Origin of the sequence: Blautia sp. 1001283B150304_161114_C9 (genome assembly GCF_015668165.1) — a bacterium.
GTDB classification, from domain to species: domain Bacteria; phylum Bacillota; class Clostridia; order Lachnospirales; family Lachnospiraceae; genus Blautia_A; species Blautia_A wexlerae.
The window spans coordinates 58,702-84,948 of sequence record NZ_JADPGO010000017.1; the positions used below are offsets into that span (position 1 = coordinate 58,702).

General features: G+C 42.0%; 21 protein-coding genes, 1 tRNA gene and 1 pseudogene. 16 read left to right on the forward strand and 7 right to left on the reverse strand.

Annotated features, from left to right (window positions below; all coding sequences use genetic code 11):
* Window positions 1-16 precede the first annotated feature (16 nt).
* The 7 genes from I4V44_RS10300 (at window position 17) to I4V44_RS10330 (ending at window position 9,309) form a co-directional block, all read left to right on the forward strand.
* On the forward strand, window positions 17-1,462 hold the full coding sequence (locus tag I4V44_RS10300; protein ID WP_118574127.1) for an LCP family protein: 1,446 nt from the start codon (window positions 17-19) through the stop codon (window positions 1,460-1,462).
* A gap of 88 nt (window positions 1,463-1,550) precedes the next feature.
* Window positions 1,551-2,495 (forward strand): glycosyltransferase family 2 protein, encoded by a 945-nt coding sequence (locus I4V44_RS10305; RefSeq protein ID WP_118587399.1) that lies wholly within the window; start codon window positions 1,551-1,553, stop codon window positions 2,493-2,495.
* Window positions 2,496-2,691: 196 nt separating this feature from the next.
* A complete protein-coding gene (locus I4V44_RS10310; protein ID WP_025580303.1) occupies window positions 2,692-4,107 on the forward strand; it encodes a S1C family serine protease in 1,416 nt (471 codons plus the stop codon).
* A gap of 212 nt (window positions 4,108-4,319) precedes the next feature.
* Window positions 4,320-5,738 (forward strand): ATP-dependent Clp protease ATP-binding subunit ClpX, encoded by a 1,419-nt coding sequence (gene clpX / locus I4V44_RS10315; protein WP_008706095.1) that lies wholly within the window; start codon window positions 4,320-4,322, stop codon window positions 5,736-5,738.
* Window positions 5,739-5,793: 55 nt separating this feature from the next.
* Window positions 5,794-6,381: a DUF7575 domain-containing protein gene (locus I4V44_RS10320; RefSeq protein WP_196002678.1), complete on the forward strand. Its 588-nt coding sequence runs from the start codon at window positions 5,794-5,796 to the stop codon at window positions 6,379-6,381.
* Between the two features lie 138 nt (window positions 6,382-6,519).
* Window positions 6,520-8,025 carry a leucine-rich repeat domain-containing protein gene (locus I4V44_RS10325; protein WP_196002679.1) on the forward strand — a complete coding sequence of 502 codons (1,506 nt, stop codon included), beginning with the start codon at window positions 6,520-6,522 and terminating at the stop codon, window positions 8,023-8,025.
* Window positions 8,026-8,181: 156 nt separating this feature from the next.
* Window positions 8,182-9,309 carry a hypothetical protein gene (locus I4V44_RS10330; protein WP_271724909.1) on the forward strand — a complete coding sequence of 376 codons (1,128 nt, stop codon included), beginning with the start codon at window positions 8,182-8,184 and terminating at the stop codon, window positions 9,307-9,309.
* A 51-nt stretch (window positions 9,310-9,360) separates the two neighbouring features.
* Here I4V44_RS10330 and I4V44_RS10335 read toward each other — a convergent pair.
* Window positions 9,361-9,444: transfer RNA gene (locus I4V44_RS10335), tRNA-Leu, on the reverse strand.
* Between the two features lie 412 nt (window positions 9,445-9,856).
* On the opposite strand from I4V44_RS10335, the gene I4V44_RS10340 reads away from it, so the two are divergent.
* The 3 genes from I4V44_RS10340 to I4V44_RS10350 all read left to right on the forward strand — a co-directional run bounded on the left by I4V44_RS10340 (window position 9,857) and on the right by I4V44_RS10350 (window position 15,331).
* Window positions 9,857-10,933: a carbamoyl phosphate synthase small subunit gene (locus I4V44_RS10340; protein WP_022380222.1), complete on the forward strand. Its 1,077-nt coding sequence runs from the start codon at window positions 9,857-9,859 to the stop codon at window positions 10,931-10,933.
* A complete protein-coding gene (gene carB, locus I4V44_RS10345) occupies window positions 10,933-14,148 on the forward strand; it encodes a carbamoyl-phosphate synthase large subunit (protein WP_118571967.1) in 3,216 nt (1,071 codons plus the stop codon). Before I4V44_RS10340 ends, carB begins: the two co-directional genes overlap by 1 nt.
* 280 nt (window positions 14,149-14,428) lie before the next feature.
* Entirely contained in the window at window positions 14,429-15,331 is a 903-nt protein-coding gene (locus I4V44_RS10350; protein WP_118569086.1) for an undecaprenyl-diphosphate phosphatase, read from the forward strand.
* A 129-nt stretch (window positions 15,332-15,460) separates the two neighbouring features.
* Here I4V44_RS10350 and I4V44_RS10355 read toward each other — a convergent pair whose 3' ends face one another.
* Window positions 15,461-16,399, reverse strand: coding sequence for a substrate-binding domain-containing protein (locus tag I4V44_RS10355; protein ID WP_196002681.1), 939 nt, complete (start codon window positions 16,397-16,399; stop codon window positions 15,461-15,463).
* Window positions 16,392-16,604 carry a TOBE domain-containing protein gene (locus I4V44_RS10360; RefSeq protein ID WP_008706085.1) on the reverse strand — a complete coding sequence of 71 codons (213 nt, stop codon included), beginning with the start codon at window positions 16,602-16,604 and terminating at the stop codon, window positions 16,392-16,394. The genes I4V44_RS10355 and I4V44_RS10360 overlap by 8 nt, the downstream gene beginning before the upstream one ends.
* 227 nt (window positions 16,605-16,831) lie before the next feature.
* On the opposite strand from I4V44_RS10360, the gene modA reads away from it, so the two are divergent.
* The 3 genes from modA to I4V44_RS10375 are packed head-to-tail and all read left to right on the forward strand — an operon-like array spanning window position 16,832 to window position 19,487.
* Window positions 16,832-17,731 carry a molybdate ABC transporter substrate-binding protein gene (modA, locus tag I4V44_RS10365; RefSeq protein WP_196002682.1) on the forward strand — a complete coding sequence of 300 codons (900 nt, stop codon included), beginning with the start codon at window positions 16,832-16,834 and terminating at the stop codon, window positions 17,729-17,731.
* Between the two features lie 2 nt (window positions 17,732-17,733).
* A complete protein-coding gene (gene modB / locus I4V44_RS10370) occupies window positions 17,734-18,429 on the forward strand; it encodes a molybdate ABC transporter permease subunit (RefSeq protein ID WP_022380219.1) in 696 nt (231 codons plus the stop codon).
* Window positions 18,429-19,487 (forward strand): sulfate/molybdate ABC transporter ATP-binding protein, encoded by a 1,059-nt coding sequence (locus I4V44_RS10375; RefSeq protein WP_196002683.1) that lies wholly within the window; start codon window positions 18,429-18,431, stop codon window positions 19,485-19,487. Before modB ends, I4V44_RS10375 begins: the two co-directional genes overlap by 1 nt.
* A 188-nt stretch (window positions 19,488-19,675) precedes the next feature.
* Here the strand turns inward: I4V44_RS10375 and I4V44_RS10380 are convergent, their stop codons facing one another.
* The 4 genes and pseudogenes from I4V44_RS10380 to I4V44_RS10395 form a co-directional block, all read right to left on the reverse strand.
* Window positions 19,676-20,764, reverse strand: coding sequence for a PucR family transcriptional regulator (locus tag I4V44_RS10380; protein WP_055059813.1), 1,089 nt, complete (start codon window positions 20,762-20,764; stop codon window positions 19,676-19,678).
* A 144-nt stretch (window positions 20,765-20,908) separates the two neighbouring features.
* Entirely contained in the window at window positions 20,909-22,021 is a 1,113-nt protein-coding gene (locus tag I4V44_RS10385) for an ABC transporter ATP-binding protein (protein ID WP_173721293.1), read from the reverse strand.
* Window positions 22,022-22,427: 406 nt separating this feature from the next.
* Window positions 22,428-22,997: pseudogene (locus I4V44_RS10390) on the reverse strand (ABC transporter substrate-binding protein); the annotation flags it as partial.
* Complete coding sequence (locus tag I4V44_RS10395; protein ID WP_196002685.1) at window positions 22,972-24,921, reverse strand: recombinase family protein; 1,950 nt, start codon at window positions 24,919-24,921, stop codon at window positions 22,972-22,974. The gene I4V44_RS10395 and the pseudogene I4V44_RS10390, both read right to left, overlap by 26 nt.
* Before the next feature lie 251 nt (window positions 24,922-25,172).
* Between I4V44_RS10395 and I4V44_RS10400 the strand changes: the two genes are divergently transcribed.
* From I4V44_RS10400 to I4V44_RS10410, 3 genes are all read left to right on the forward strand, one after another.
* Window positions 25,173-25,433: a competence protein TfoX gene (locus tag I4V44_RS10400; protein WP_242991363.1), complete on the forward strand. Its 261-nt coding sequence runs from the start codon at window positions 25,173-25,175 to the stop codon at window positions 25,431-25,433.
* Window positions 25,434-25,486: 53 nt separating this feature from the next.
* Window positions 25,487-26,089: a Type 1 glutamine amidotransferase-like domain-containing protein gene (locus I4V44_RS10405; protein ID WP_015534087.1), complete on the forward strand. Its 603-nt coding sequence runs from the start codon at window positions 25,487-25,489 to the stop codon at window positions 26,087-26,089.
* Window positions 26,090-26,143: 54 nt separating this feature from the next.
* Window positions 26,144-26,247: ClbS/DfsB family four-helix bundle protein (locus I4V44_RS10410; protein WP_196002686.1), on the forward strand; the 104-nt coding region annotated here is incomplete at its 3' end.

A 26,247-nucleotide genomic window follows, 5' to 3' on the forward strand; every position in this document is an offset into this window, starting at 1 on the left:
ATAAGGGGAAAAAGTCATGGCTAAACCAGGAAAAAAGAAAAAAGTACTGTTTGTGCTTGAGATCATTGTACTGCTGCTGTTTATTGGCGGGCTGTATGTGTATGGACAGATTTCTTCCAGGCTGGATAAGATCGAGCAGCCGGAACTGAAAAAGGAAAAAATAGTCGTAAACCAGGAAGCACCAAAGATGACAGGATACAAGACCTATGTGCTGTTTGGTATTGATACCAGAGGGGAAGGCTCCCAGTATTCTGCACAGAACAGTGATACCATGATCATTGTGAGTGTAAACAATGATACAAAAGAAGTGCGTATGGTTTCCGTATACAGAGATACACTTCTCAATGTTGGAGATGATACCTATACGAAGGCAAATGCAGCCTATGCGCTGGGTGGTCCGGAACAGGCGATCACCATGTTAAATACAAACCTGGATCTGGATATTTCCGATTATGCGACGGCTGATTTTTCCGCACTTGTAGAAGTGATAGATGATCTTGGCGGTCTTGATATTCCGTTATCTTATGCGGAAATCGAACATATGAATAACTATTGCGTGGAAACATCCAAGCTGACAGGAAAAGATTACACTCCGCTCGAGAAACCGGAGCCAAAGCCGGAAGATCAGGAAGCAATTGTAGGAACTTATCATCTGAACGGCGTACAGGCGACATCCTATTGCCGTATCCGTTATACTGCAAGTCTGGATATGGGACGTACAGAGCGTCAGAGACGAGTACTTGGAATGCTCTTTGATAAGGCGAAGATAGCAGGCCTTTCTTCTATCTTTAAGATTATGGATGATGTATTCCCGATGGTTACAACATCTCTTTCAAAACAGGATATTCTGGGACTTATTCCGACTCTGATCGGATATAAATTTACAGACAGTACGGGATTCCCGCAGAAGTTTAAATTCTCCAATATCAAGGGAAGTATTATTGTTCCTACTGATCTTGAGAACAATGTAGTTGAACTTCACAAGTTCCTGTATGATGATCAGGATTATACTCCGTCTTCTGAGGTAGTGGCCCGCAGTAATAAGATACTTGAGATCGTCGGCGGAGAAAGTAAGCTGGATGATGCAGCCAAGACTACGACACAGGACACTGATACCACAAATGCAAATGACACTTTTGTATGGTCCGGCGATAATACCTCCGGCAGTACGGATAACAGCGGTGATTATGATTATGACAATGATTATGATAACGGCGGTTATGATGGCGGTTATGATAATGGCGGCGGAGATTATGGCGGCGGTGGCGATTATGATAACAGTGGTGATGACGGCAGTTATGATAATGGCGGCGATGACACCGGCAGTGACACTGGTGGTGGAGACTACGACGGCGGCGATGACACCGGTGGAGATGAGACCGGCGGAGATGAGACCGGCGGCGACGATGGATTCAGCGATGATTCAGCAGCAGATTCCGGAGCAAGTTCTGAAGAACAATAACAGGGAACTGCTATAAAAATATAAATAATAGAAAAGAGGACCATCTGTTGGAAAGGATGGTCCTCTTTTCAGATAAGGAGTGTTGAGGATGACGCATAAGGAAAAATATAATGGCACTGCGACAGTTGATGTAATCATTCCTGCCTATCGTCCCGGCAGAGAATTTGGAGAACTGCTGCACAGGCTGGAAGAACAGGAATACCGTCCCCGCAGGATTCTGGTTATGAATACGGGAGAGCAGTACTGGAACAGAGAATGGGAGAAATGTCCGATCCTTGAGGTTCATCACCTGGAACAGAAGGATTTTGATCATGGCGGAACCAGAAGAAGGGCAGCAGAACTTTCGAATGCAGATATTATGATCTTTATGACACAGGATGCTCTCCCTGCTGACAGAAAAGTAATTGGAAATCTTGTCTGTGCTGTCAGTGAAAATCCGGGTGCAGGAGCAGCCTATGCAAGACAATTACCCAGGGCAGACTGTCGCTTTCTGGAATGTTATACCCGTTCTTTTAATTATCCGGAGCAGTCCTCGGTAAAGTCGCTGGCTGATATTGATAAGTACGGGATCAAGACCTATTTCTGTTCTAATGTGTGTGCGGCCTATGATAAAGGGATTTATCTGAAAACAGGCGGTTTTACAGAGCGGGCGATTTTCAATGAAGATATGATCTGTGCCGGAACAATGATTCAGAAAGGCTATTCAGTTGTCTATGCGGCAGATGCGAGAGTGTATCATTCCCATAATTATTCCGGAAGGCAGCAGTTTCACAGAAACTTCGATCTGGGAGTATCCCAGGCAGAGCATCCGGAAATTTTTGAAGGAGTACCTTCTGAGGGAGAGGGAATCCGTCTGGTAAAAAGAAGCCTGGGCTATCTGATAAGAACGGGACACTTCTGGCTGATTCCTCAGCTGATCTGGCAGAGCGGAATGAAATATGCAGGATATTTCCTGGGGAAAAGATACAGAAAACTTCCCCGGAAAGTTGTTCTTGCATGTACCATGAGTCCATATTACTGGAACAGAAAATAAAGGTAAGCGGATAACCTTAAGACACGCCAATTTACGATAATTGTCACATTTTGAACACAATTAATTGATATACTGATTCCAGAGTTCAGGAGAAGAATTGCTGTAACTGTGCAGAAATAAAACAGTTACAGATCATTGTTTATTTCGGGGAGTGTTCCGATAAACAGTAATACAGGAACAGAAGGGAGCAGATTACATGAATGATGAAAGAAACCTGGGTGAAAAAACAGATGATTCCGGTCAGCAGCCCAGATATGAACATTATCAGTTCCATGAAGAACAGGGAACTGTTTTGAAACCATCCGGTCCCTCTGGACACAGAAGAAATCAGAATTCTTTTCAGAAAAAAGCAGGGGCGACAATCGCACTGGCTGTGATCTTTGGCCTGGTGGCGGCAGTTGTATTTCAGGCGGCAAATTTTGCAGCAGACAGATTCCTGAATACAGGTAAGTCTTCGGTGCAGATTAAAACTACAGACAGTGTGGATCTTCAGGAAACGGCATCAGATGACAGCACTGCCGATAAGGTGCTGTCTGACTCTGAGAATGGAACAGTAGCAGCAGTGGCTCAGGCTTCCATGCCTTCTGTAGTTGCGATCACTACGGTCAGTGTTCAGGAAATACCAAGCTTTTTCGGATATAGTTCCCACCAATATAAGAGTGCGTCAACAGGTTCAGGGATTATCGTTGGAGATAATGATGATGAGCTTCTGATCGCAACGAATAATCACGTGGTGGATGGAGCTACAACTCTGAGTGTCTGCTTTATCGGGGATGATGTGGCAAATGCAGAGACAGAGACTGTGAATGCGGGAGATAATGGAGATCTGAATGTAGAGGATGCGGTCAGTGCCAAGATTAAGGGTACAGATGCTGATAATGATCTGGCAGTAGTTGCGGTGAAGAAATCGGATATCCCTGAGGACACTTTAAATCAGATCAAGATTGCTCAGATAGGAAGTTCGGATGATCTGGCAGTAGGGCAGCAGGTAGTTGCGATCGGTAATGCGCTTGGATATGGTCAGTCTGTAACATCAGGCTGGATAAGTGCATTGAACCGGACGATTTCTACAGATGACGGAACGAACAGTACAGGACTGATCCAGACGGATGCGGCAATCAATCCGGGTAACAGTGGTGGTGCACTTTTGAATATGAAAGGCGAGCTGATTGGCATCAATTCTGCAAAATACGCAGACAGTGCTGTAGAAGGTATGGGATATGCCATTCCTATTTCCAAGGCAAAGCCTATTCTGGAAGAACTGATGAATCGTGAGACCAGGGAGAAAGTAGACAGTAGCAAAAAAGGATATCTGGGAGTAAGTCTTGCCAATCTGACCACAGAGGCAATTGAGATGTATAATATGCCCACAGGCGCCTTTGTAAGAAGTGTGGAGGATGATTCTCCGGCACAGGAAGCAGGTATCTGTAAAGGCGACATCATCGTAAAATTCGACGGACAGAAAGTCAGTGATGGTGATGATCTGCTGGATAAACTGCAGTATTATAAATCGGGAGAGAAGATTGAGGCAGTTATTGCAAGAGCCACTAATGGGGAATATGAAGAAAATACTATAGAGCTGACTCTCGGCACCAGACCGGACAATGAATAAAACAAAAGACATCGCCCATGCGGCGGTGTCTTTTATATATTATCAGTGAACAGTAACCCGGGCAGGATTCTTTTTGTGTTTATAAAACTTTCATTTTGTTATAAGGGAATTGTATGATATAATTCAGTTAAATAAGCGTAATGATCCAGCAGCCTGCTATCCTGCAGGAGTACTGTACTGTTACGAATAAGAGGATATAGAAAGGAGTCATTATGAGCGAGAACTATAATGATGATGAAATAATAGACAGCAGCGAAGATACAGAGAAAAAGAGAAACAAATCCGAAAAATTCTGTTTTCTCTGCCGCAGACCTGAGAGCAAGGCCGGTCCGATGATCGAACTTCCCAATAACATACATGTCTGCACAGATTGTATGCAGAAGAGCTTTAATTCTATGAATCAGCAGTTTAATGAGGGTAAGTTCAATTATTCTGACCTGTTGAATATGCCGAATGTGAGTATGATCGATCTGGGCAGCTTCCAGAATCCGGTGCAGCAGCCAAAGAAAGAAAAAAAGAAAAAGAAACAGGAAAAACCGGTTCTGGATCTGAAAAATATTCCTGCTCCCCATAAGATCAAAGAAACCCTTGACCAGTATGTGATCGGTCAGGAGAAAGCCAAGAAAGTAATGTCTGTAGCGGTTTACAATCACTATAAACGTGTGGCAACAGATACAATGGATGAGATTGAAATTGAGAAATCTAATATGCTGATGATTGGACCAACCGGATGCGGTAAAACCTATCTGGTTAAAACCCTGGCGAAACTTCTGGATGTGCCGCTTGCAATTGCAGATGCCACTTCTCTTACAGAAGCCGGTTATATTGGCGATGATATAGAGAGCGTTGTTTCCAAACTTCTGGCAGCGGCAGATAATGATGTGGAGCGTGCCGAGCATGGTATTATTTTCATTGATGAGATTGACAAGATTGCCAAGAAGAAGAACACCAACCAGAGAGATGTCAGTGGTGAGGCAGTGCAGCAGGGAATGCTGAAGCTTCTTGAGGGAAGTGAGGTGGAAGTTCCTGTAGGTGCAAACAGCAAAAACGCAATGGTACCGCTTGTAACTGTTAATACACGTAATATTCTGTTTATCTGTGGCGGTGCTTTTCCTGATCTGGAGAATATCATTAAAGAAAGGCTGAACAAGCAGGCATCTATCGGTTTTTATGCAGACCTGAAGGATAAATATGATAATGATCCTCATCTGCTTCAGAAAGTAACAGTGGAGGATATCCGCAGTTTTGGAATGATTCCGGAATTTATCGGACGACTTCCGATCATATTTACTCTGGACGGATTGAATGAGGATATGCTTGTGAAGATCCTGCAGGAGCCGAAGAATGCGATTCTTAAACAGTATCAGAAACTTCTTGCACTGGATGAAGTGAAACTGGAATTTGAAGACGGGGCGCTTCATGCAATTGCTGCGAAAGCACTGGAGAGAGATACAGGTGCCAGGGCACTTCGCGCGATACTGGAAGAGTATATGCTGGATATCATGTATGAGATTCCGAAAGATGACAGCATAGGAGAGGTTGTGATCACAAGAGAATACATAGAAGGAAACGGTGGTCCGAAGATCCTTCTTCGCGGACAGGAGCCGATCCTGCTGGAGGGTAGTCATTAATTAAAATAGTTTTGTTCTTGCATTATGAGGACAATAATGGAAGGGAGTAAATATTATGGGAACAGATTTTTTTGATGGATTAGTTAAGACATTTTCAAAAACAACGAAGGAACTGGGAAAGACAACAAGAGAATTAGGTGCCCGCGCAGAGCAGACGATCGAGGCGCAGAAGATAAGAAGTAAAATCACAGGGGAAGAGCGCATTATTGAGAAAATCAAAGTTGATATCGGTGATATTGTTTACAGACGACATTCTCAGGGTGATGGAATTGATAGTGAGTTAAGTGCTTTATGTCAGGAGATTGATCAGCATTATCTGAAAATCAGGGAGTATAAGGATAATGCGGCGAACCTGAAAGGAGAGAAAATCTGCCCGTCCTGCGAGCGGGAGGTAGATATTAATGTAAGTTTCTGTCCGTATTGCGGAACGCCATGCCCGACTCCGGAACCGGCGAAGAATGTGGAAAATGACACTGTATCTTCAGATGAAGATGAAGATGGGAGTAATGGGCCGGAAGAAACACCGGCAGAAGAATTACAGCCGGAAGAACCAGAGACAGAGAAAACAGCAGAAACAGAACCAGCACAGGAACAGCCGGTGGAAGAAACACCAGTGGAAAAAGAAACAATGGAAGAGAAGTAAGTAACTGCAGGGTAAATTATTTTTACAGATTTACCAGATAATTACAGTATAATTAAAAATATGTTGCAAATTGATATGGAATATGATAATTTTATATCGTATCAAAAGGTATGAAAATTACGAACAGGAGAGGGAAAGATGAAAAACAGAAAATTAAATCAGTTATTAGTCGCAGGAATGATCAGTGCAGCTATGATGACTTCCGGTATCAGTGTTCAGGCTGCTGATTTTAGTGATGATACATCAACAGTAGAAGAACAGTCTGTTGGCTCAGCAGAAGAGGAAGCTCCGGAGGTAGAGGACGGATCTGAATTTCAGTCTGATGCTGCTGAAGCATCATCAGCAGTAGCAGTCAGTTCAGCGAACTTCCCGGATGCAAAGTTCCGCCAGTATGTTTTAGACAATATTGATACAGACAAGGATAAGAAACTTTCAGCGGCAGAGATCAAAGCAGCCAAGACGATTGATGTTTCAGGACTTGGAATTTCCAACCTGAAAGGTATTGAACGTTTCACCTATGCGACAGATCTGTTTGCGGCAAATAACAAACTTACTTCTGTAAATATTACAAAGAATAAAAAAGTTGCATATCTGAATCTGAGTAATAACAGTCTTGCAGGAACTCTGAATCTCAGCAAATGCACAAATCTTCGTGTAGTGAAGTATGGAAGCAATAAACTGACAAAGGTAGTAATGCCTTCCAAGAAATATCTGAAGAACCTGGATTTCGTAGATGCAAGCTCCAATAAATTTACCACACAGGCAAATGCAGGACTGAACATCGGAGATACTGATTATGTAAAGAGTCTTTCAGAAGTCAATGCCTCCAATAATGCCATCACTTCATTTAACTGTGCCGGATTTCAGGGAATCCTTGATCTTAGAAATAATAAGATCACAAATCTGAAACTGGAAAACAGCAAGGAAGGGTCTCAGGTAGTTTCCTTATACCTTGACGGAAACTCACTGAGTAAGACATCTTCTATTGACTTTACACCGGAATGGATTGCCGTACCTCAGCAGTTCAGCTGTGATGCAAAGGTTTCATCCAAGGTCAAAATGCTGAAGGCAACTGCATCCATCACATCTGCAACATGGGATCAGATCGTGGTAAACGTTGGTTCCAGTACAGATGATGCTTCTTACAAACTGGAGAAGAAAACAGGCAACGGTGCATATGAAACTGTTAAAACATGGGATAATGGTGATCTGGCTGACGCAGAGTTCGGAGAAGATTACACAGATAATGTGATTTCTACAGGAACAGCCTATACATACAGAGTTACAGCAACTGTACAGGTAAAAGATGCCAATAAGAACCTCAGATCCTGGTCAAATTCCGCAGAAGTAAAAGCTACAGCAACAGGTACAAAGCCGGCAATCTCTGTGAAGTCCACCAAAAAAGGTGTGGCAACCGTAAGCTGGAAGGCTGTTGCAGGTGCAGACGGATATGATGTTTACTGTGGATCATCCAGGAAATCCCAGAAGGGTACGGTTGTAAAAGGAACTACAGAGCTGACCGCAAATAGGACAAAGCTGACAAGTGGTAAAACTTATTATTTCAGAGCACGTGCATATAAGATGGTAGGATCTTCCAAAGTATATACAGGTTACAGCACAGTGAAGAGCGTGAAAGTTAAATAATACAAAAAATAATTGAGAATAGTATAAAATCAAGCCGGCGATGTGAGAGCAGATATCTTTTACAGAGCCGGCTCTTTGATTATGGCAATTCCGTAAAATACTGTGGACAGTCCGGTATTGCTATAGATGAATTGTTATAGATGGGAGGAATGTCATGTGAAATATATCAGAAAGAGTTTCTTTTTATTTTGGTTGATAGCGGTAATGCTGTTTGGAACAGTATCGGCATCCGCAGCATCTGCAAAACCAGAAACACCGGTATTGTCCGGAACAGCAGCCGGAAACAGAGTGACTCTGAACTGGAATAAAGTAAAGAAGGCCTCCGGCTATCAGATTTTTCTGTATTATAAAGCCTACGGGAAATACAAATACGTGGGAAGGACCAAGAACAGGAACATTACCAGTTTTACACTGACAGGTTCTGAAGATAAGCTCTACACTTATAAGATACGTTCTTATCTGAAACAGGGAAACAAAACTCTGTACAGCCCATCATCGAAAGCACTGGAGATAAAAACAGCTCCCGGAAAACCTGTGATCACCCGGATAAGAGTGAGAGAAGAAAGCGGAACCCTGATCAAATGGAAAAAAATCAAAACTGCAGAAGGATATCAGATATTCCGGTCAGAATCCGAGGACAGAGGATATAAAAGAATCAATATAGTTTCCGGCAATACAACATTCAGTTATGCAGATACAGGTGCTGTTTCAGGAAAGACTTATTATTACAGAATACGGGCATATGTACGAAATCAGGGAAATGTTGTATATTCTGAACTGAGTGATCCGGCAGAGGCGGTAATGCGAAAGACTATTATGATCGGAGATTCCAGAACAGATATGATGAAAGATGTTGTGGAGAACGATAACATCACATGGATATGTGAGGTTGGAATGGGGTATAAATGGCTTAGAGATACTGCCCTGAAGACCTTGCAGGAGCAGATGAAAGGAAATGAAGATATTTTTGTCTGGCTTGGTGTTAATGATGTATACAATATTTCAAATTATATCAGTCTGCTGAATGAGGAGATTCCAAAATGGAAAGCGCAGGGAGCGGATGTCTATATTGTGGCAGTGGGACAGGTAACCAAAGATCCTTATGTAACAAATGAGGAAATCGAAGATTTCAATGCCAGAATGAAAAAAGAAGTTGCCGGTGCGAAATATGCAGATCTTTATTCTTATCTGAAAAAGCAGGGATATAAGACAACAGACGGAACTCATTACGATAATGAAACCACATGGAAGATTTACCGTTATCTGATGTCTTTTGTATCATAAGAACAGAAAAAAAGGAAACTGTATCAGTTTCCTTTTTGAGTAAAAAAATAATGCAGAAGATGGGACTTGAACCCACACGATATTGCTACCACAGGCACCTGAAGCCTGCGCGTCTGCCAATTCCGCCACTTCTGCATTTTTTATTTATCAATCGCTCTCTCGCGACTGCTCATTTATAATAACCGATGTATGGATAAAAGTCAATAGCTTTTTTGAAATTTTTTTAATTTTTTTTACAGTATCCTCAAAACGCACAATTTGTTACGTAGAAGTGTAAGCTTCTTCTGATAAACTGCGGAGCAGTTATCTGGTGTAGAGTTTGCACAGAGAAGAGGATGATTGAAATTTTATAGAGGTATTTGGATGTGAGAAAGCAGTGAATGCATGTGATTGGGTCTGCCTGAAATTACAAAAAAGTTTTTAATATCAACTTAATTATTTTTAGTACCTTATAAGGTTGAAAAAAGCACTTTGCTGTGATACAATCTTGAAGATTTAGGAAAAAATAAGTGATAGACACAATATAAAGATAAGAAAGGGAGATTGTATGAAAGCATTTCTGATATTAGAAGATGGCCATGTGTTCAAAGGTACAAGCATTGGTTCAACGAGAGACGTTATCAGCGAAATCGTCTTTAATACTTCCATGACCGGTTATCTGGAAGTAATGACCGACCCTTCCTATGCAGGACAGGCAGTATGTATGACTTATCCCCTCATTGGGAATTACGGAATCTGTTATGATGACCAGGAGTCATCAAAGCCATGGGTGGACGGCTTTATTGTCCGCGAATTATCCCGTGTCCCAAGTAATTTCAGAAGCGTGGACACGATTCAGCATTTCTTAACAAAGCATGATATTCCAGGTATTGCCGGAATTGATACCAGAGCCTTAACGAAAATCCTTCGTGAGAAAGGTACCATGAACGGTATGATCACCGTCAATGAAAATTATGATTTAGATACAATTATCCCCCAGTTAAAAGCATATACAACAGGTAAGGTAGTAGAGAAGGTAACATGCCGCGAGAAAGAGATTTTAAAAGGCGACGGTCCGAAAGTAGCACTTCTTGACTTGGGAGCAAAGAGAAACATTGCACGTTCCCTGAATGAAAGAGGATGTGAGGTTACAATTTATCCGGCACTGACACCTGCGGAAGAGATTCTGGAGGCAAATCCGGATGGCATTATGTTAAGTAACGGCCCTGGAGATCCAAAGGAATGTACTTCTATTATAAAGGAAATAAAAAAATTATACGATTCTGAAGTTCCGATCTTCGCAATCTGTCTTGGACATCAGCTTATGGCTCTTGCAACAGGTGGAGATACCCATAAGATGAAATACGGACACAGAGGCGGAAATCATCCGGTCAAAGACCTTGCAACAGGACGTGTTTACATTTCTTCCCAGAACCATGGCTATGTAGTAGATGCTGAGGGACTTGAAGAGAAAAACATTGCAAAACCTGCATTCGTTAACGTCAATGACGGCACAAACGAAGGTATGGCATACGAAGGAAAGAATATCTTTACTGTACAGTTCCATCCTGAAGCATGCCCGGGACCGCAGGATTCCAGTTACCTGTTTGACAGATTTATGGATATGATGGGAGGAAATAAATAATGCCAAGAAATAAAGACATTAAAAAAGTACTTGTAATTGGTTCCGGCCCGATTATCATCGGCCAGGCAGCAGAGTTTGACTATGCAGGAACACAGGCATGCCGTTCCCTGAAAGAAGAAGGCATTGAGGTTGTTCTTCTTAACTCCAACCCTGCAACCATCATGACAGATAAAGATATCGCTGACAGAGTTTATATCGAGCCTCTGACAGTAGAAGTAGTAGAACAGCTTATCCTGAAAGAGAAACCGGACAGCGTCCTTCCTACACTGGGCGGCCAGGCGGGATTAAACCTTGCTATGGAGCTGGATGAGAAAGGTTTCCTCAAAGAACACAATATAAGACTGATCGGTACAACTGCCCAGACAATCAAGAAAGCGGAGGACCGTCAGGAATTTAAAGATACCATGGAGAAGATCGGTGAGCCGATCGCAGCATCCAAGGTTGTTACAACAGTAGAAGATGGTCTTGCATTTACAAACACCATTGGTTATCCGGTAGTTCTTCGTCCTGCTTACACACTCGGTGGAAGCGGCGGCGGTATCGCTCATAATGAATATGAACTTCGTGAAATTCTGGAGAATGGTCTTCGTCTTTCACGTGTAGGTGAAGTTCTGGTAGAGCGCTGCATCGCAGGATGGAAAGAGATTGAGTATGAAGTAATGCGTGACAGCGCAGGAAACTGCATCACAGTCTGCAACATGGAGAACATTGATCCGGTTGGTGTCCACACAGGTGACTCTATCGTAGTTGCTCCATCTCAGACACTGGGAGATAAAGAATATCAGATGCTCCGTACTTCAGCCCTGAACATCATCACAGAACTTGGAATCACAGGTGGATGTAACGTTCAGTACGCTCTGAAACCGGACAGCTTTGAATACTGTGTAATCGAGGTAAACCCGCGTGTAAGCCGTTCCTCTGCACTTGCAAGTAAGGCAACAGGTTACCCGATCGCAAAGGTTGCAGCAAAGATTGCCCTGGGTTACACACTGGATGAGATCCCGAATGCGATCACAGGAAAAACATATGCAAGTTTCGAGCCAATGCTTGACTACTGCGTAGTTAAGATTCCGAGACTTCCATTTGATAAATTTATAACTGCAAAGAGAACCCTTACTACTCAGATGAAGGCAACAGGTGAGGTTATGAGTATCTGCCATAACTTCGAAGGTGCCCTGATGAAAGCCATCCGTTCTCTTGAACAGCACGTAGACAGCCTGATGTCCTATGATTTCACACAGCTTACAGACGAGGAACTCCTTGCAGAGCTGGAAATCGTAGATGACCGCAGAATCTGGAAGATTGCAGAAGCAATCCGTCGTGGTATGCCACAGTCCATGCTTCACGACATCACAAAGATTGATATCTGGTTCATCGATAAGATTGCAATCCTTGTAGGCATGGAAAATGCTCTTAAGACCAGAAAGCTCACAAAAGAGCTTCTCCTTGAAGCAAAACGCATGGAATTCCCGGACTACATCGTTGCACGTCTGACAGGCAAGACAGAAGAAGAGATTAAAGCTCTTCGTGAAGAATATCAGATTAAAGCGGCATATAAGATGGTTGATACCTGTGCTGCAGAGTTTGCGGCAGCAACACCATATTACTATTCTGTATACGGCGATGAAGGCACAGAGAATGAAGCAGTAGCAACACCGGATAAAAAGAAAATCCTGGTACTTGGTTCCGGTCCGATCCGTATCGGTCAGGGTATTGAGTTCGACTTCTGTTCCGTACACTGTACATGGGCATTTGCAAAAGAAGGCTATGAGACCATCATCATCAACAACAACCCGGAAACAGTAAGTACAGACTTTGATATTGCAGATAAACTGTATTTCGAGCCTCTGACACCGGAAGATGTTGAGAATGTAGTAAATATCGAGAAACCGGACGGAGCAGTTGTACAGTTCGGTGGTCAGACAGCTATCAAATTAACAGAAGCACTGACAAAGATGGGCGTTAAGATTCTCGGAACATCTGCGGAGAACGTAGATGCAGCAGAGGACCGTGAGCTCTTTGATGAGATTCTTGAAAAATGCGAGATCCCGAGACCAAAGGGACAGACAGTATTTACTGCTGAGGAAGCTAAGAAAGCAGCAAATGAGCTGGGTTATCCTGTTCTGGTTCGTCCTTCCTATGTACTTGGTGGTCAGGGCATGAGAATTGCTGTAAGCGATGAGGACGTAGAAGAGTATATCGGTGTGATCAACCAGATCGCACAGGAGCACCCGATCCTTGTTGATAAATACCTGATGGGTAAGGAAATCGAAGTAGATGCTGTATGCGATGGCGAGGATATCCTGATTCCTGGTATCATGGAACATATCGAGCGTGCCGGAATCCACTCCGGTGACAGTATCTCCGTATACCCGGCTAAGACCATCAGCGAGAAAGCAAAAGAGACAATTGCAGAATACACCAGACGTCTTGCAAGAGCACTGCATGTTATCGGTATGATCAACATCCAGTTCATTGTTCTTGGAGATGATGTATATGTGATCGAGGTTAATCCTCGTTCCAGCCGTACTGTACCGTACATCAGCAAGGTAACAGGAATTCCGATCGTTCCTCTTGCAACGAAGGTAATACTTGGATACAAGCTGAAAGACATGGGCTATGAACCGGGACTTCAGCCGGAAGCAAAACACTATGCGATCAAGATGCCTGTATTCTCATTTGAGAAGATCCGCGGCGCTGATATCAGTCTTGGACCGGAAATGAAGTCAACAGGTGAGTGCCTTGGTATTGCTGAGACATTCAATGAAGCGCTTTACAAAGCATTTATCGGAGCAGGTATCCGTCTTCCGAAACATAAAAACATGATCATCACTGTTAAAGACGAAGACAAACAGGATATCATCCCGATCGCAAGAAGATTCGAAGCACTTGGATACAGAATCTATGCTACACTGGGAACTGCAAAAGTCCTCAAAGAGAACGGAATCAAAGTTATCCGTACAAATAAGCTGGAGCAGCCTGCCCCGAACCTTATGGACCTTATCCTTGGCCACAAGATTGATGTTGTCATCGATACTCCGCCACAGGGTGTGGAACACCAGAAAGATGGATTTGTGATCAGACGTAATGCTATCGAGACAGGTGTCAATGTTCTTACTTCTCTGGATACAGCAGAAGCACTGGCAACCAGTCTTGAGAATACAGACCTGAACAATTTATCTCTTATTGATATTGCTACGATTGCAAGAAGATAAAGAACTGATAAATAATATGAAATGATGAAAAGCAGCCGTAATTTTCTCTGTCGGAGAAAAGGCGGCTGTTTTTATCTTATAGAATCAGCAGGAAAAATACAGATTACAGTTGTATCAGTGGCATGGTGTGTAATATAATCATATGAGTATTTACAGTGAGTCAGATAGATATATGTGGGTCTTTTGCATTACTTATTATCTGGCAGAAACCTGTCTGATCCGGTTGAAAATCGTTGTAAATAAGAATAACAACAAAAAAGAAAACAGGAAGGGAAAGATTATGGATTTTATTGAACTGTTAAAGGTCATTTTCCTTGGGATTGTAGAGGGAATCACAGAATGGCTCCCGATCAGCAGTACCGGACATATGATCTTGGTGGATGAGTTCCTGAAACTGAATGTGACAGAGGATTTTAAGAATCTGTTTTTCGTAGTGATCCAGCTTGGCGCGATCCTCGCGGTTGTAGTTCTCTACTGGAACAAATTGTGGCCGTTTTATATCAGACCAATTTCAAAGAAACAGCAGGCAGTGCTTAACAGGCATGGTGCAGTGTCCAGAGGAATTCTGACTTTTGTGGAGAAGTTCTGTGATAAAGAGAAATGGGTACTCTGGTTTAAAATTATAGTAGCCTGTATACCGACGATTGTTATCGCACTTCCGTTTAATGATGTCATTGAAGAGAAATTTAATAACTATGTAGTAGTTGCCATTGCACTGATCGTATATGGTATCCTCTTCATTGTCATTGAGAATTATAACAAGAGAAGAAGACCAACCTGTACAAATCTGGAAAATCTGTCATTTAAGACTGCACTCATCATCGGTCTGTTCCAGGTACTCTCCGTAGTTCCGGGTACATCCCGTTCAGGTTCCACCATTATCGGTGGTATCCTTGCAGGAACCTCCCGTACAGTAGCAGCAGAATTTACCTTCTTCCTGGGAATCCCGGTCATGTTCGGAGCCAGCCTTCTGAAAATCCTGAAATTCGGTTTCTCTTTCACAGGAACAGAGGTGATGATCCTGATCGTGGGAATGGTAGTGGCATTTGTAGTTTCCATTATCGCGATCAAATTCCTGATGGGATACATAAAGAAACATGACTTTAAGGCATTCGGATGGTACAGAATCGCACTTGGTATTCTGGTGCTTGGATACTTTATCGGAAAAACACTTCTTGGTTAATGCTATAAAAAGAATTTTTTATAGTAGTCCTCGTAAATAATGTATAAGAAAAGCCCTGCTGTATAAGCGGCATGTACGTCATAAGCGTATATCCCGGACAGCAGGGCTTTTTATTATGTTACAGGTTTCTTATATGCAGATCATTTCGCCGGTATAAGAGGTATCATAACCTGTCAGATGATGAATCTCAGTTTTGAAATCTTCAGACTGTACAATTTCCACAAGAGCAGAGAACCCCGGCTTTCTCACAGATTCCGCAGGAATTGCCAGATACATCTGTATATCAGTCACAGGGACGAAATCAAGTCCCGGAAAGTAACGTGCGATCATTTCTTCTCCAAAAGCAACATTCGCCCTGTGCTCAAAAACAGCAGATGCAGATGACATATCAGAGACAGCTTCATTTCTGTATCCGCTGATTTTTTCAGAAGAGATTCCCCGTTCTTTTAACAGACGGTCCAGATAAACCCTGCGGGCACTTCCCTTTTCACGATTCATAAAGACAACTTTCGGATCTGTCAGGTCCTCCGCAGAAGAAATCTTTTCAGGATTTCCGGCCTGTACATAGAAGCCAACAGAGTATTTATATAAAGAAAGAAGTATCAGCGGGATTCCGGGAACCAGGTGACGGATATCATCTATATCCAGACTGGTAGCAGCGATATGTGCCTTTTCGAAATACAGGGAATAAAGTCCGTTATAGTCATTCATATGAGACTGCAGGACAGGAAGGCCATCAGGATGAGCGGACATTTTGCCGAGAAGAAGCTCCAGGGCGGCAGAAGTCTGGCCGCCTAAAATGATACCACTGGAATGAAGCAGATAATCTCTCTTCAGCAGAGAGCTCTCAGGTTCAAAATTAACAGAAGTGTATGGAATATCCTGCCCGCTTTCGGAATTGCCGGAACTGCTTCTGTTAAGATACTGTGTCAACTGCTCTTCGCTGACCCTGAGTTGTTTTCCGATTTTGGAAGATTCCAGCTCACCGCGCTTGATAAGCTCATAGACCGTTGTCTTTTTGATCTTCAGACGGTCTGCGACCTCCTGAGCTGTGTAAAGTTTATTCATCAATACCTACCATGACATTAGTAGCCTTGATCACTGCATAAGCATCAGAACCTACTTTCAGGTTTAATTCTTCAACTGCTGCACAGGAGATGGTTGCTGTGATAATGTTTCCACCGCCGATATCAATAGAAACGATGGAGTTTACAGCTCCGTTATTGATACTTACTACTTTCCCTTTTAACTGATTGCGTGCACTTAATTTCATGATAATTACCTCACTGTTTATTATTTTTTTCTATAGATTTATCTGATACCCGATCAAAGGCCGGAAAGTTGTTTTTGCCGGTAAAAATAAGGCTTTCGACCTTTTATCATTTACATGATAACATATACAAATAAAATTGACAAGAATACAAAAGTTTTGTACAATAGATACAAAAAGAAACAAAACTGAATAAAACAAAATGAAACTAAATGAAAGACGGTAAAAATATGAGAAAGAAATTAATTGCAGCAATGATGGCAGGAGTACTGAGTGCAGGAATGTTCAGCACAGGAGTTTTCGCAGCAGATACAGACTTAAAAGGTGAAGTCAACACATTCATCGCAGCAAGCTTAAGCAATGCAATGGAAGAAATCCAGAAAGATTTCAATGAGACATATCCTGATGTTGAAATCCTCTACAATGCAGACAGCTCAGGCACATTACAGACACAGATCGAAGAAGGCGCACGCTGCGATATCTTCTTCTCAGCAGCTGACAAGCAGATGGACGCTCTGGTAGACGAAGATCTGGCTAAGAAAGATACTGTAGAAGATATCCTTGAGAACAAAGTCGTTCTGATCAAACCTAAGGATGGAGAAACAAAAGTTATAGGATTCGAGAACATCACAGATGCAGCCAACATCGCACTTGCAGGTGACAGCGTTCCTGTTGGACAGTATTCCAGAGAAATTTTCGACAATCTTGGAATTACAGATGAAGTAAATAAGATGGAAATCAATGAAGGTAAAAATGTATCTGAAGTTCTTGCTGCAGTAAGTGAAGGAAGTAATGAGATCGGTATCGTTTATGATACAGATGCAGCTTCCGTTGCAGATAAAGTAGACGTTATCGCAGAAGCTCCGGCAGATGCACTGAAGACACCTGTTCTCTATCCGGTAGGCCTTATCGAAGACAAAGAGGCATCTGAAGATGATACAGCAGCTGCAGAAGCATTCCTTGAGTACATCAAATCTGACGACGCTATGAAAGTATTCGAGAAATACGGATTCACAGCATACAAAGCAGATGATGCTTCCGAAACAGATGATAAAGATGCAGAAGCAACAGAAGAAGCAGATGACACAGAAACAAATGCTGAGACAGAGACAACAGAGGAAGCTAAATAAGAATGAGTGAATTTCTGGCAGAAATAAACTGGAGTCCTTTATGGATTTCACTGAAAACAGGTTTCGCGGCTACTGTGATCGCGTTCTTTCTGGGGATATTCTTTGCGAGACTGGTAATGAAGATGAAACCTGTTTCCAGAGGCATACTGGATGGTATCCTGACCATGCCTCTGGTACTTCCCCCGACAGTGGCCGGTTTCATTCTGCTTCTGCTGTTCAGTCTGAGACGTCCGTTCGGGGCATTTCTGCTGGATAATTTTGATATTAAGATCGTACAGACCTGGAAGGGCTGCGTGATCGCAGCATCTGTAATTGCGTTTCCGCTGATGTATCGAAATGCACGCGCAGCATTTGAACAGGTGGATGTGAATCTGATCGCAGCAGGCAAGACACTTGGCATGAGTGACAGAAGAATCTTCTGGACAGTTGTCATGCCGACAGCAGGACCCGGAATCGCATCCGGTACAGTCCTTGCCTTTGCCAGAGCAATCGGAGAATACGGTGCTACATCCATGCTCGCAGGAAACATTCTTGGCAAGACCAGAACCGTTTCCGTTGCCATTGCTTCGGAGACTGCGGCAGGAAATTATGGCATGGCCGGTTTCTGGGTAGTTGTGATCTTGATCATTTCATTTGTGATCGTTGCGGCGATCAATATCGTTTCCGGTAAGGGAATGAAGATGGGCAGGTGGATGTAATGGCAGTCAGTGTGGATATTGAGAAGAAACTTCATGGCTTCACTCTGAAAGTAAAGCTGGAGAGTGATGGTTCTCCAATGGGGATCCTTGGAGCATCCGGAAGCGGAAAAAGTATGACTCTGCGCTGTATTGCAGGAATCCAGACACCGGACTCAGGAAGAATTGTTGTAAATGATAAAGTTCTTTTTGATTCAGAAAAGAAAATCAATCTTAAACCGCAGGAGAGGAAGGTCGGCTATCTTTTTCAGAACTATGCACTTTTTCCTACCATGACTGTAGAGAAGAATATCGCATGCGGATACAGAGGGGATAAGAAACATCTTAAGGCAAAAGTGGCAGATTACATAGAGCGCTATCAGCTTAACGGGCTGGAGAAACGTTATCCGGGACAGCTTTCCGGAGGTCAGCAGCAGCGTGTCGCACTGGCACGAATGATGATCGGAGAACCGGAAGTCATCCTTCTGGATGAACCGTTCTCAGCACTGGATGGATATCTGAAAGATATCATGCAGCGTGATATGCAGAACTTTCTTAATGAGTACACAGGTGATATGATTCTGGTCACTCACAGTCGTGATGAGGCTTACAAGTTCTGCGGACATCTGACAATTCTGGACAGCGGTCAGGCACTTACTACAGGAGAAACCAAGAAACTCTTTGAACGACCCGGTATTCTGCAGGCAGCCAGACTGACAGGGTGTAAAAATTTCTCAACTGTACAGAAAATGGGAAAACACAGTATTTATGCAGTGGACTGGGATCTGATGCTGCAGACCAAAGATGTGGTGCCGGATGATGTTACGCATGTGGGAATCCGCGGTCACTGGATGAAAGGTGCATCTGAAGGCGGAGAGAACCACATGGAAGTGGAAGTTATGGAATATATTGAAACGACCTTTGAACATCAGTATTTACTGAAGAACAAGAAAGGCGGAGACTGTCAGCCGGTCTGGTGGATGTGCCCCAAAGGAAATTTTGAGGAAGATCCGCATGTAAAAGTTCCGAAATATATCCATTTTCCGGAAGAGCATCTGATGCTGCTGAAAGAAGCGAAATAGAATATATAAGAAATAATAAAAAGCGTTGTATTTTCAACAGAGATTTCTGGTGAAGATATAACGCTTTTTTAACCGAATTAAGTAAGTCCTGCGGAGCAGTTATTCGGTGTAGAATCGCGTAGCCACGTAGCTGTAAGAGTCTGCCGGTTTGATCACGCAGATGGATATTATCAAATTGTCTGAGAAATCTATGACGGATGATTCTTAGAATATTTTATGTAGTCCACAACCATCATCGCCAGTTTAAATGTCAGTGCATCTTCAAACGCGCGGATATCCAGTCCGAATTTTCTCTGGAGTTTTTCGAAACGGTACACCAGAGTATTTCTGTGTACATAAAGCTGTCTGGAGGTCTCGGAGAGATTCAGGTTATTTTCAAAGAAGGTACGGATGGTGATCAAGGTTTCTTCGTCAATAGAATCCAGAGTTTCCTCTTTGAAGATCTCGTCGATAAACATTTCACATATGGAAACAGGAAGCTGGTAGATTAGTCTGCCGATTCCAAGCTGGTTATATCCGAATACATTTTTATCTGCGTAGAAAATCTTGCCTACTTCAAGGGCTGTATGTGCTTCCTTGTATGCGTCTGGAAGCCTGGAAATATCCTCTGCCAGATTACTGTATGCAACCCATGCGGAAGTCATTGCTTCTGTATTTAACATATCTACAAGCATATATGCAATTGATTCCAGATCCTCATAAGTTTCTGTAGACTGTAATTCTCTGATGATGATAATCCCTGTATCATCAATAGCTGTGATGAAATCTCTGGTACGGGCAGAGAAAATATTCCGGATCGTAGCGAGAGCGTTCTCATCCTTGGTCTGTTTGGTTTCCACAAGAAATACGGCACGCTGAACAGAAGTTGCAATGTGCAGTTTCTTGGCGCGGTTAAAGGCATCTACATCAGAATAACTACCAAGGAGAAGATTCTGCATAAAGGTATTCTTGTCGCTTTTCTCTGCATAGGCAGCCAGGAGACTCTGTACCTGGCATACAGCCAGCTCTCCGATGGTAGCAGTACTTTCTGCTTTTCCCCATACGATCAGAATATAGGAGATGGAATGGTTCTCCATGATCTTATACAGGCAGCAGCTTGTATTGGAAACACACAGGGCACTGCTTTGGCGAAATTCTTCCAGTTTTGATTCTGCAGGAAGTTTTTTATCACAGGTAGAGAGAAAGATATGGTTATCAGAATCCAGCAGACAGAAATCAATCTGGCTGATATTCTTCCAGTCTGTCAGGCATTTCTGTAAAATCTGTTGTATTTTCATTAGGTCAATCCTTTCTTTTGGGGTATGAGTCAGCTTATAGCAATCCTTGCAAATTGTCTGATCGAAGTAATCAGGCAGCCAATTCTATATTATAACATAAAAACCCGGGGAAAACTCCCCGGGTTTATTAAAGATTCCTGAAAATTAGTTGCAGATTGTAAGTTCTGTTTCTTTATCAAAGAAATGAGATTTTTCCATATCGAATGCGAATTTAATCGGATCACCAGTCTTAGCTGTTGTACGAGGATCAACTCGTGCTGTAACCTGAGTTCCGTTTACATCGAAGTATAAGAATACTTCAGCTCCGAGAAGCTCGTAAACTTTAACTACGGATGTCATCGGTGCGCTTGGAGAAGCTTCGATGAACATCTGGGAATCATGGATATCTTCCGGACGGATACCGAGAACAACTGTTTTACCTACATAGCCGCCATCTTTAAGAGCTTTTGCTTTAGCAGCCGGGATAGCCAGTTCATGATCGCCAACTTTAGCGATAAGGTTGCCGCCTTTTTCGGAGATAACAGCGTCAAGGAAGTTCATCTGCGGAGATCCCATGAATCCTGCAACGAATAAGTTACCTGGTTTCTGATACAGGTTCTGTGGTGTATCTACCTGCTGAACAACACCGTCTTTCATAACAACGATTCTGGTACCAAGAGTCATAGCCTCTGTCTGGTCATGTGTTACATAGATGATTGTAGCACCCAGTCTCTGATGGATCTTGGAAATCTCGATACGCATCTGTACACGAAGTTTAGCATCCAGGTTGGAAAGAGGCTCATCCATAAGGAATACCTTAGGATTACGTACGATAGCACGTCCCATAGCAACACGCTGTCTCTGACCACCGGAAAGAGCCTTCGGTTTACGATCAAGAAGTTTCTCAAGGTCAAGGATTCTTGCAGCTTCACGAACTGCTTTATCAATCTGATCTTTCGGAACTTTACGAAGTTTAAGTCCGAATGCCATGTTATCATATACTGTCATATGAGGATACAGAGCGTAGTTCTGGAATACCATTGCGATATCACGGTCTTTAGGCTCTACATCGTTCATAACTTTGTCACCGATTTTTAATGTACCGCCGGAAATTTCTTCCAGACCGGCAACCATACGAAGTGTAGTAGATTTACCACATCCTGAAGGTCCTACGAAAATGATGAATTCTTTATCTTCGATTTCCAGATTGAAATCTTTAACTGCCTGGAAACCATTTGGGTAAGTTTTGTTAATGTGCTGTAATGATAAGCTTGCCATGATTATTATTCCTCCAAAATTATTTCATATTGTTTTTGCTGATTGATTACTCGTTTTTTTCATCTGTAGACAGTATAGCGAAAAGGAGGGGGGATGGCTAGGGAAGAATCGTACAAAGATTTTTTTTGTTTCTTGTCATTCTGACGAAAAGCCATAACCAGTATCTGGGGATTCCGTCAAACTGTCAAAAGACATAAGAAAAACGCAGGACAAAATGACGAAATTCTGTCTGCGTTTCTCAAAATTGGAGTTAAAATATGGTTCTTTTTTACTACCTGTTACTCAAAGTATATATAAGATTATGGTTTGGCTGAATCAAGTCAAAAATCTCTGACAATATGAAGGAACGGATGAGAAGAGACGAATATCGGGCTAAAATTACAGGAGGATCAGAAAAAGCAAATCATCAGGAAACATTTTGCGCAAATTCTGTGTTGACCAGTTCTGTATACGGTGTACGTTCTTTCAGTTCACCTGCATCTTCCAAGATATCCTGCAGCAGTTCAAAACCATCCTGCCCGAACACCAGATTTTCTTTCCAGGTGTCCTGATCGTAATAACGTTTTACAATGGCTGTGATGGTATCCAGATCTGTTTCAGGGAACTGTGGCTCGATTACTTCTGCAATCTCCTCTGGAGTATGGCTCTGAACGTAGTCCATACCTTTCTGCAGAGCATCAGTGAATTTCTGCATGATATCAGGATTTTTTTCCATATAGCTGGTTTTGGCACTGTAGGAGGTATAAGGCACATAGCCGGAGTCAACACCAAGGGATGCCACGACATACCCAGCGCCCTGCTTTTCAAGAGCAGTAGCAGACGGCTCAAATTCTACAGTGAAATCTGCCGAATCATCTCCTGTAAAAGCAGCCGCAGTAGCGCCGAAGTCAATGCTCTGGTCAATAGACAGATCTTTCTGAGGGTCAAGGCCATTCTGCTTCAAAATATATTCAAATACCATTTCCGGCATGCCACCTGCCATCACTGCTACCATGTAAATAATCATCTGATATCTGTTTTGCGGTAGTTTCTGCTGATAGATCCGGCAGATAGTCTTTGGTAAGCTGCATGATTTTTTCTTTTGACTTTACAATATGGTATGGCTTCAATGGATTATCTGTGGATTCAAGAATCCCAAGTTTCTTCATTAGCTCAATATATGGAAGAATACTCTGCTTTGTTTTCTTGAATCCAAGGTCAGTAATATGCTCTGACAGATATTTTGCAGAAGTAAACCCACGTTCATCCTCAGCAATCAGTTTCATCACAATCGCAATCATGGTATTTTCTCTTCGATTCATTTCATCAGCAGGACTGTAACTAATCAGATTAGACAAGCCGTATTTCAGTGTAATTTCCGGCATCCCGTCTTCGTCCACTACGATTTTTTCAATCAGAAGTTCAATATCTCTTCGGTCAAGGTTGCCTCCTGCAATGATTTTATCTACCACCTCAAGAGCATTTTTTAGTTTATCCTTTACATCAGGCGTTTCTATGGCAGTTTCATTCAGTTCTTTTATCTGCATTTCCAGACTATGAATCTGAGCAAACAAATCCTTCTGCATAGAATCATACGTTTCATTGATTAAGTCTTCATTTCCAGCAGCGACAGCCAGATCTTTTACTTTTTGGGTAAGCAGAACTTTCAGTTGACTTTTTCGCTCATTGATAGCTGTGTGCAGTTCCTGCCGTTTTTCTGCTATTGTTTTTTTCTCTGCTTCAAAATCCTTTAAATCATAGGTAGAAATAACTTCACAGAGAGCATTTCGACACATCTTGATATAAGTCAGAACATCTTCCATCAGATCATCTTCTTCAATTAAATGTGCCTTGGAGCAATAACGTCTGCCTTTGGTGTTATAAGTGGTACAGATGTAATATTTCCGTTCTCTGCTGGAAGTTTGGCGTTTAATTGGCGTAAGACGGCTTCCGCAATCCTTACAGAACAGACAACTGCCAAAAGGATTCGGAATCTCTGAGCCAAGCCACTGCCCGCGACTTCCCCGATAATTGGTGCGGTTACGTTTTTCCTTTAATTCCTGTACTAACGCAAAGGTAGCCTTATCAATAATTGCCGGGTGATGATTCTCAAAAATACATTGTTCTTCCTTTGGCACACGTTTATCTTTTCCATGAACCGTATTTCTTGCACGTTTTTTCAAACGAAAAGTACCAATGTAAAAATCATTATCCAGAATTTCTTTTATCATAGCATCTGACCATTTAGACGCTACCTGTCTTTTGGACAGTCTACCTTCTTCTATTTCACGTTCACGCTGTATCATAGAGGGAGTAGATGCTCCCTGCTCGGTTAGATATGTGGCAATCTTGCGGTAGCCAGAACCGGAAAGATATAAGTCATAAATTTGCTTAATGTATTCAGCTTCTTTTGGTACAATTTCCAGAATGGTTTTATCCTTTTCGTTACGGCGATAGCCAAACGGTGGTCTGGTAATCAGTGTTCCTTCTTTCTGTCTGGCTCCTATGGCACGTTTGATTTTCTTACTGGTATCTTTTACATATCGCTCATTAAACCATGTTTTGATACCAATGGTATCGTCACTGGAATCCATAGAATCATAATTATCGTCAATCACAACCAGATGCTTTCCACGTTCCTGAAATTCGTCCAGAAGAAGTAGCACCTTTGCATTATGTCTGCCAAGGCGTGAAAAGTCTTTGACATATACAGCATCAATATCTTTATCCAGATCAGCCATCATCTGCTGAAATCCCGGTCTGTCAAAGATATAGCCGGAAATGCCATCATCTTCATACCAGCGGTCAATAACCATACCATGATCTGCTGCATACTGGTTGATAATCAGCTTTTGATTTTCTATGGAAACATAACTCCTTTTATCATCGTCTCTGGAGAGACGGACATATCCTGCATTCATAGATGTTCCTTCCTTAAAAATGTAAATTTATTTATTATGCACTATGTAATTATATTATATATTTAAAACTGGAAGATGTATATAGAAAAATCTTAAGATTATTAAAAACAGATAGTATTAGACATTTTTGTTGATTGCGGAAACAGGCAGAATTTGATACAATTTTAGAAATAACAATTTGAGGAGGAAATATGGCATCAAGCAAGGAATACTTAGAGTTTATTTTAGGGTAGCTATCTGAGTTAGAAGAAATTACTTATCGAGCTATGATGGGAGAATTTATTATTTATTATCGTGGCAAGATTGTAGGCGGTATCTATGATGATAGATTACTTGTTAAACCAGTAAAATCAGCAATTAGTTATATGCCGACAGCTCCGTATGAATTACCCTATGAGGGAGCAAAAGAGATGTTGTTGGTAGATGAAGTTGATAATAAGGAATTTTTGACAGGCTTGTTTCATGCAATGTATGATGAACTGCCAGCCCTAAAACCGAAAAAGAAGAAATAGACAACTTTCAGTTTTGGTAACTGATAAATCGGAATTTATAAAGGAGAATATTGATGAAACTATTTTTATGTTCGCACTTTTCAAGTGTAGGAAGTCTGATAAAGGAAGAAATTGAAAATAAGAAAGTCGCATTTATTCCAACAGCTTCGTTGCGTGAAGGCTACACCGGTTATGTCGGCTCGGCTCGAAAATTATTCAAAAAGTTGGGAGCAATCGTAACTGAAATTGATATTTCAACGGAGGCTTATTCAACAATACAGTCTGTTTTTGAAGATGCAGATGTGATATATTTTACCGGCGGAAATTCTTTCTTTCTTATGGACCAACTCCGTAAAACAAGAACTGATGGGTTGCTGAAAAAGGAATTGGCAAATGGAAAATTGATGATCGGCGAGTCAGCAGGCGCAATTATATGCGCTCCAAGCATCCAATATATCGAGCAAATGGATGAAAAGCCGGAGGACTACTCACAAGAAGATGATGCAGGGCTTGATTTGATTGATTTCTATGTTCTTCCGCATTATCTTACAGCACCATTTAAGAAAGTTACCGAGAAAATAATGACTGAGTTTTCGGATTTGAATCTATGCCCTATTAACAACCATCAGGGAATTGTAATTGATGGTGAAGGTTCAAAGGTTATTTGCAAAGACTAATTTGAAAAATCCTTTTTTTGAAACTGGAAAACCGGAAGCTGAGGAGATAGACTATTGAGAACATATGAGAATAAAGACGAGCTTAAAAACGAGATAAATAAAAGCTTTGCAAAGTATATTTCAGAATTTAATGATATTCCGGAGCATTTAAAAGATAA

Excerpts from the sequence above, each read along its gene's own strand:
- I4V44_RS10305 (WP_118587399.1), top strand. The coding sequence starts at position 1,551 with ATGACGCATAAGGAAAAATATAATGGCACTGCGACAGTTGATGTAATC.
- I4V44_RS10325 (WP_196002679.1), top strand. The coding sequence starts at position 6,520 with ATGAAAAACAGAAAATTAAATCAGTTATTAGTCGCAGGAATGATCAGT.
- carB (WP_118571967.1), top strand. The coding sequence starts at position 10,933 with ATGCCAAGAAATAAAGACATTAAAAAAGTACTTGTAATTGGTTCCGGC.
- clpX (WP_008706095.1), top strand. The coding sequence starts at position 4,320 with ATGAGCGAGAACTATAATGATGATGAAATAATAGACAGCAGCGAAGAT.
- I4V44_RS10355 (WP_196002681.1), bottom strand. The coding sequence starts at position 16,399 with ATGAATAAACTTTACACAGCTCAGGAGGTCGCAGACCGTCTGAAGATC.
- I4V44_RS10375 (WP_196002683.1), top strand. The coding sequence starts at position 18,429 with ATGGCAGTCAGTGTGGATATTGAGAAGAAACTTCATGGCTTCACTCTG.
- I4V44_RS10385 (WP_173721293.1), bottom strand. The coding sequence starts at position 22,021 with ATGGCAAGCTTATCATTACAGCACATTAACAAAACTTACCCAAATGGT.
- I4V44_RS10380 (WP_055059813.1), bottom strand. The coding sequence starts at position 20,764 with ATGAAAATACAACAGATTTTACAGAAATGCCTGACAGACTGGAAGAAT.
- I4V44_RS10340 (WP_022380222.1), top strand. The coding sequence starts at position 9,857 with ATGAAAGCATTTCTGATATTAGAAGATGGCCATGTGTTCAAAGGTACA.
- modA (WP_196002682.1), top strand. The coding sequence starts at position 16,832 with ATGAGAAAGAAATTAATTGCAGCAATGATGGCAGGAGTACTGAGTGCA.
- I4V44_RS10360 (WP_008706085.1), bottom strand. The coding sequence starts at position 16,604 with ATGAAATTAAGTGCACGCAATCAGTTAAAAGGGAAAGTAGTAAGTATC.
- I4V44_RS10405 (WP_015534087.1), top strand. The coding sequence starts at position 25,487 with ATGAAACTATTTTTATGTTCGCACTTTTCAAGTGTAGGAAGTCTGATA.
- I4V44_RS10310 (WP_025580303.1), top strand. The coding sequence starts at position 2,692 with ATGAATGATGAAAGAAACCTGGGTGAAAAAACAGATGATTCCGGTCAG.
- modB (WP_022380219.1), top strand. The coding sequence starts at position 17,734 with ATGAGTGAATTTCTGGCAGAAATAAACTGGAGTCCTTTATGGATTTCA.
- I4V44_RS10395 (WP_196002685.1), bottom strand. The coding sequence starts at position 24,921 with ATGAATGCAGGATATGTCCGTCTCTCCAGAGACGATGATAAAAGGAGT.
- I4V44_RS10320 (WP_196002678.1), top strand. The coding sequence starts at position 5,794 with ATGGGAACAGATTTTTTTGATGGATTAGTTAAGACATTTTCAAAAACA.
- I4V44_RS10350 (WP_118569086.1), top strand. The coding sequence starts at position 14,429 with ATGGATTTTATTGAACTGTTAAAGGTCATTTTCCTTGGGATTGTAGAG.
- I4V44_RS10300 (WP_118574127.1), top strand. The coding sequence starts at position 17 with ATGGCTAAACCAGGAAAAAAGAAAAAAGTACTGTTTGTGCTTGAGATC.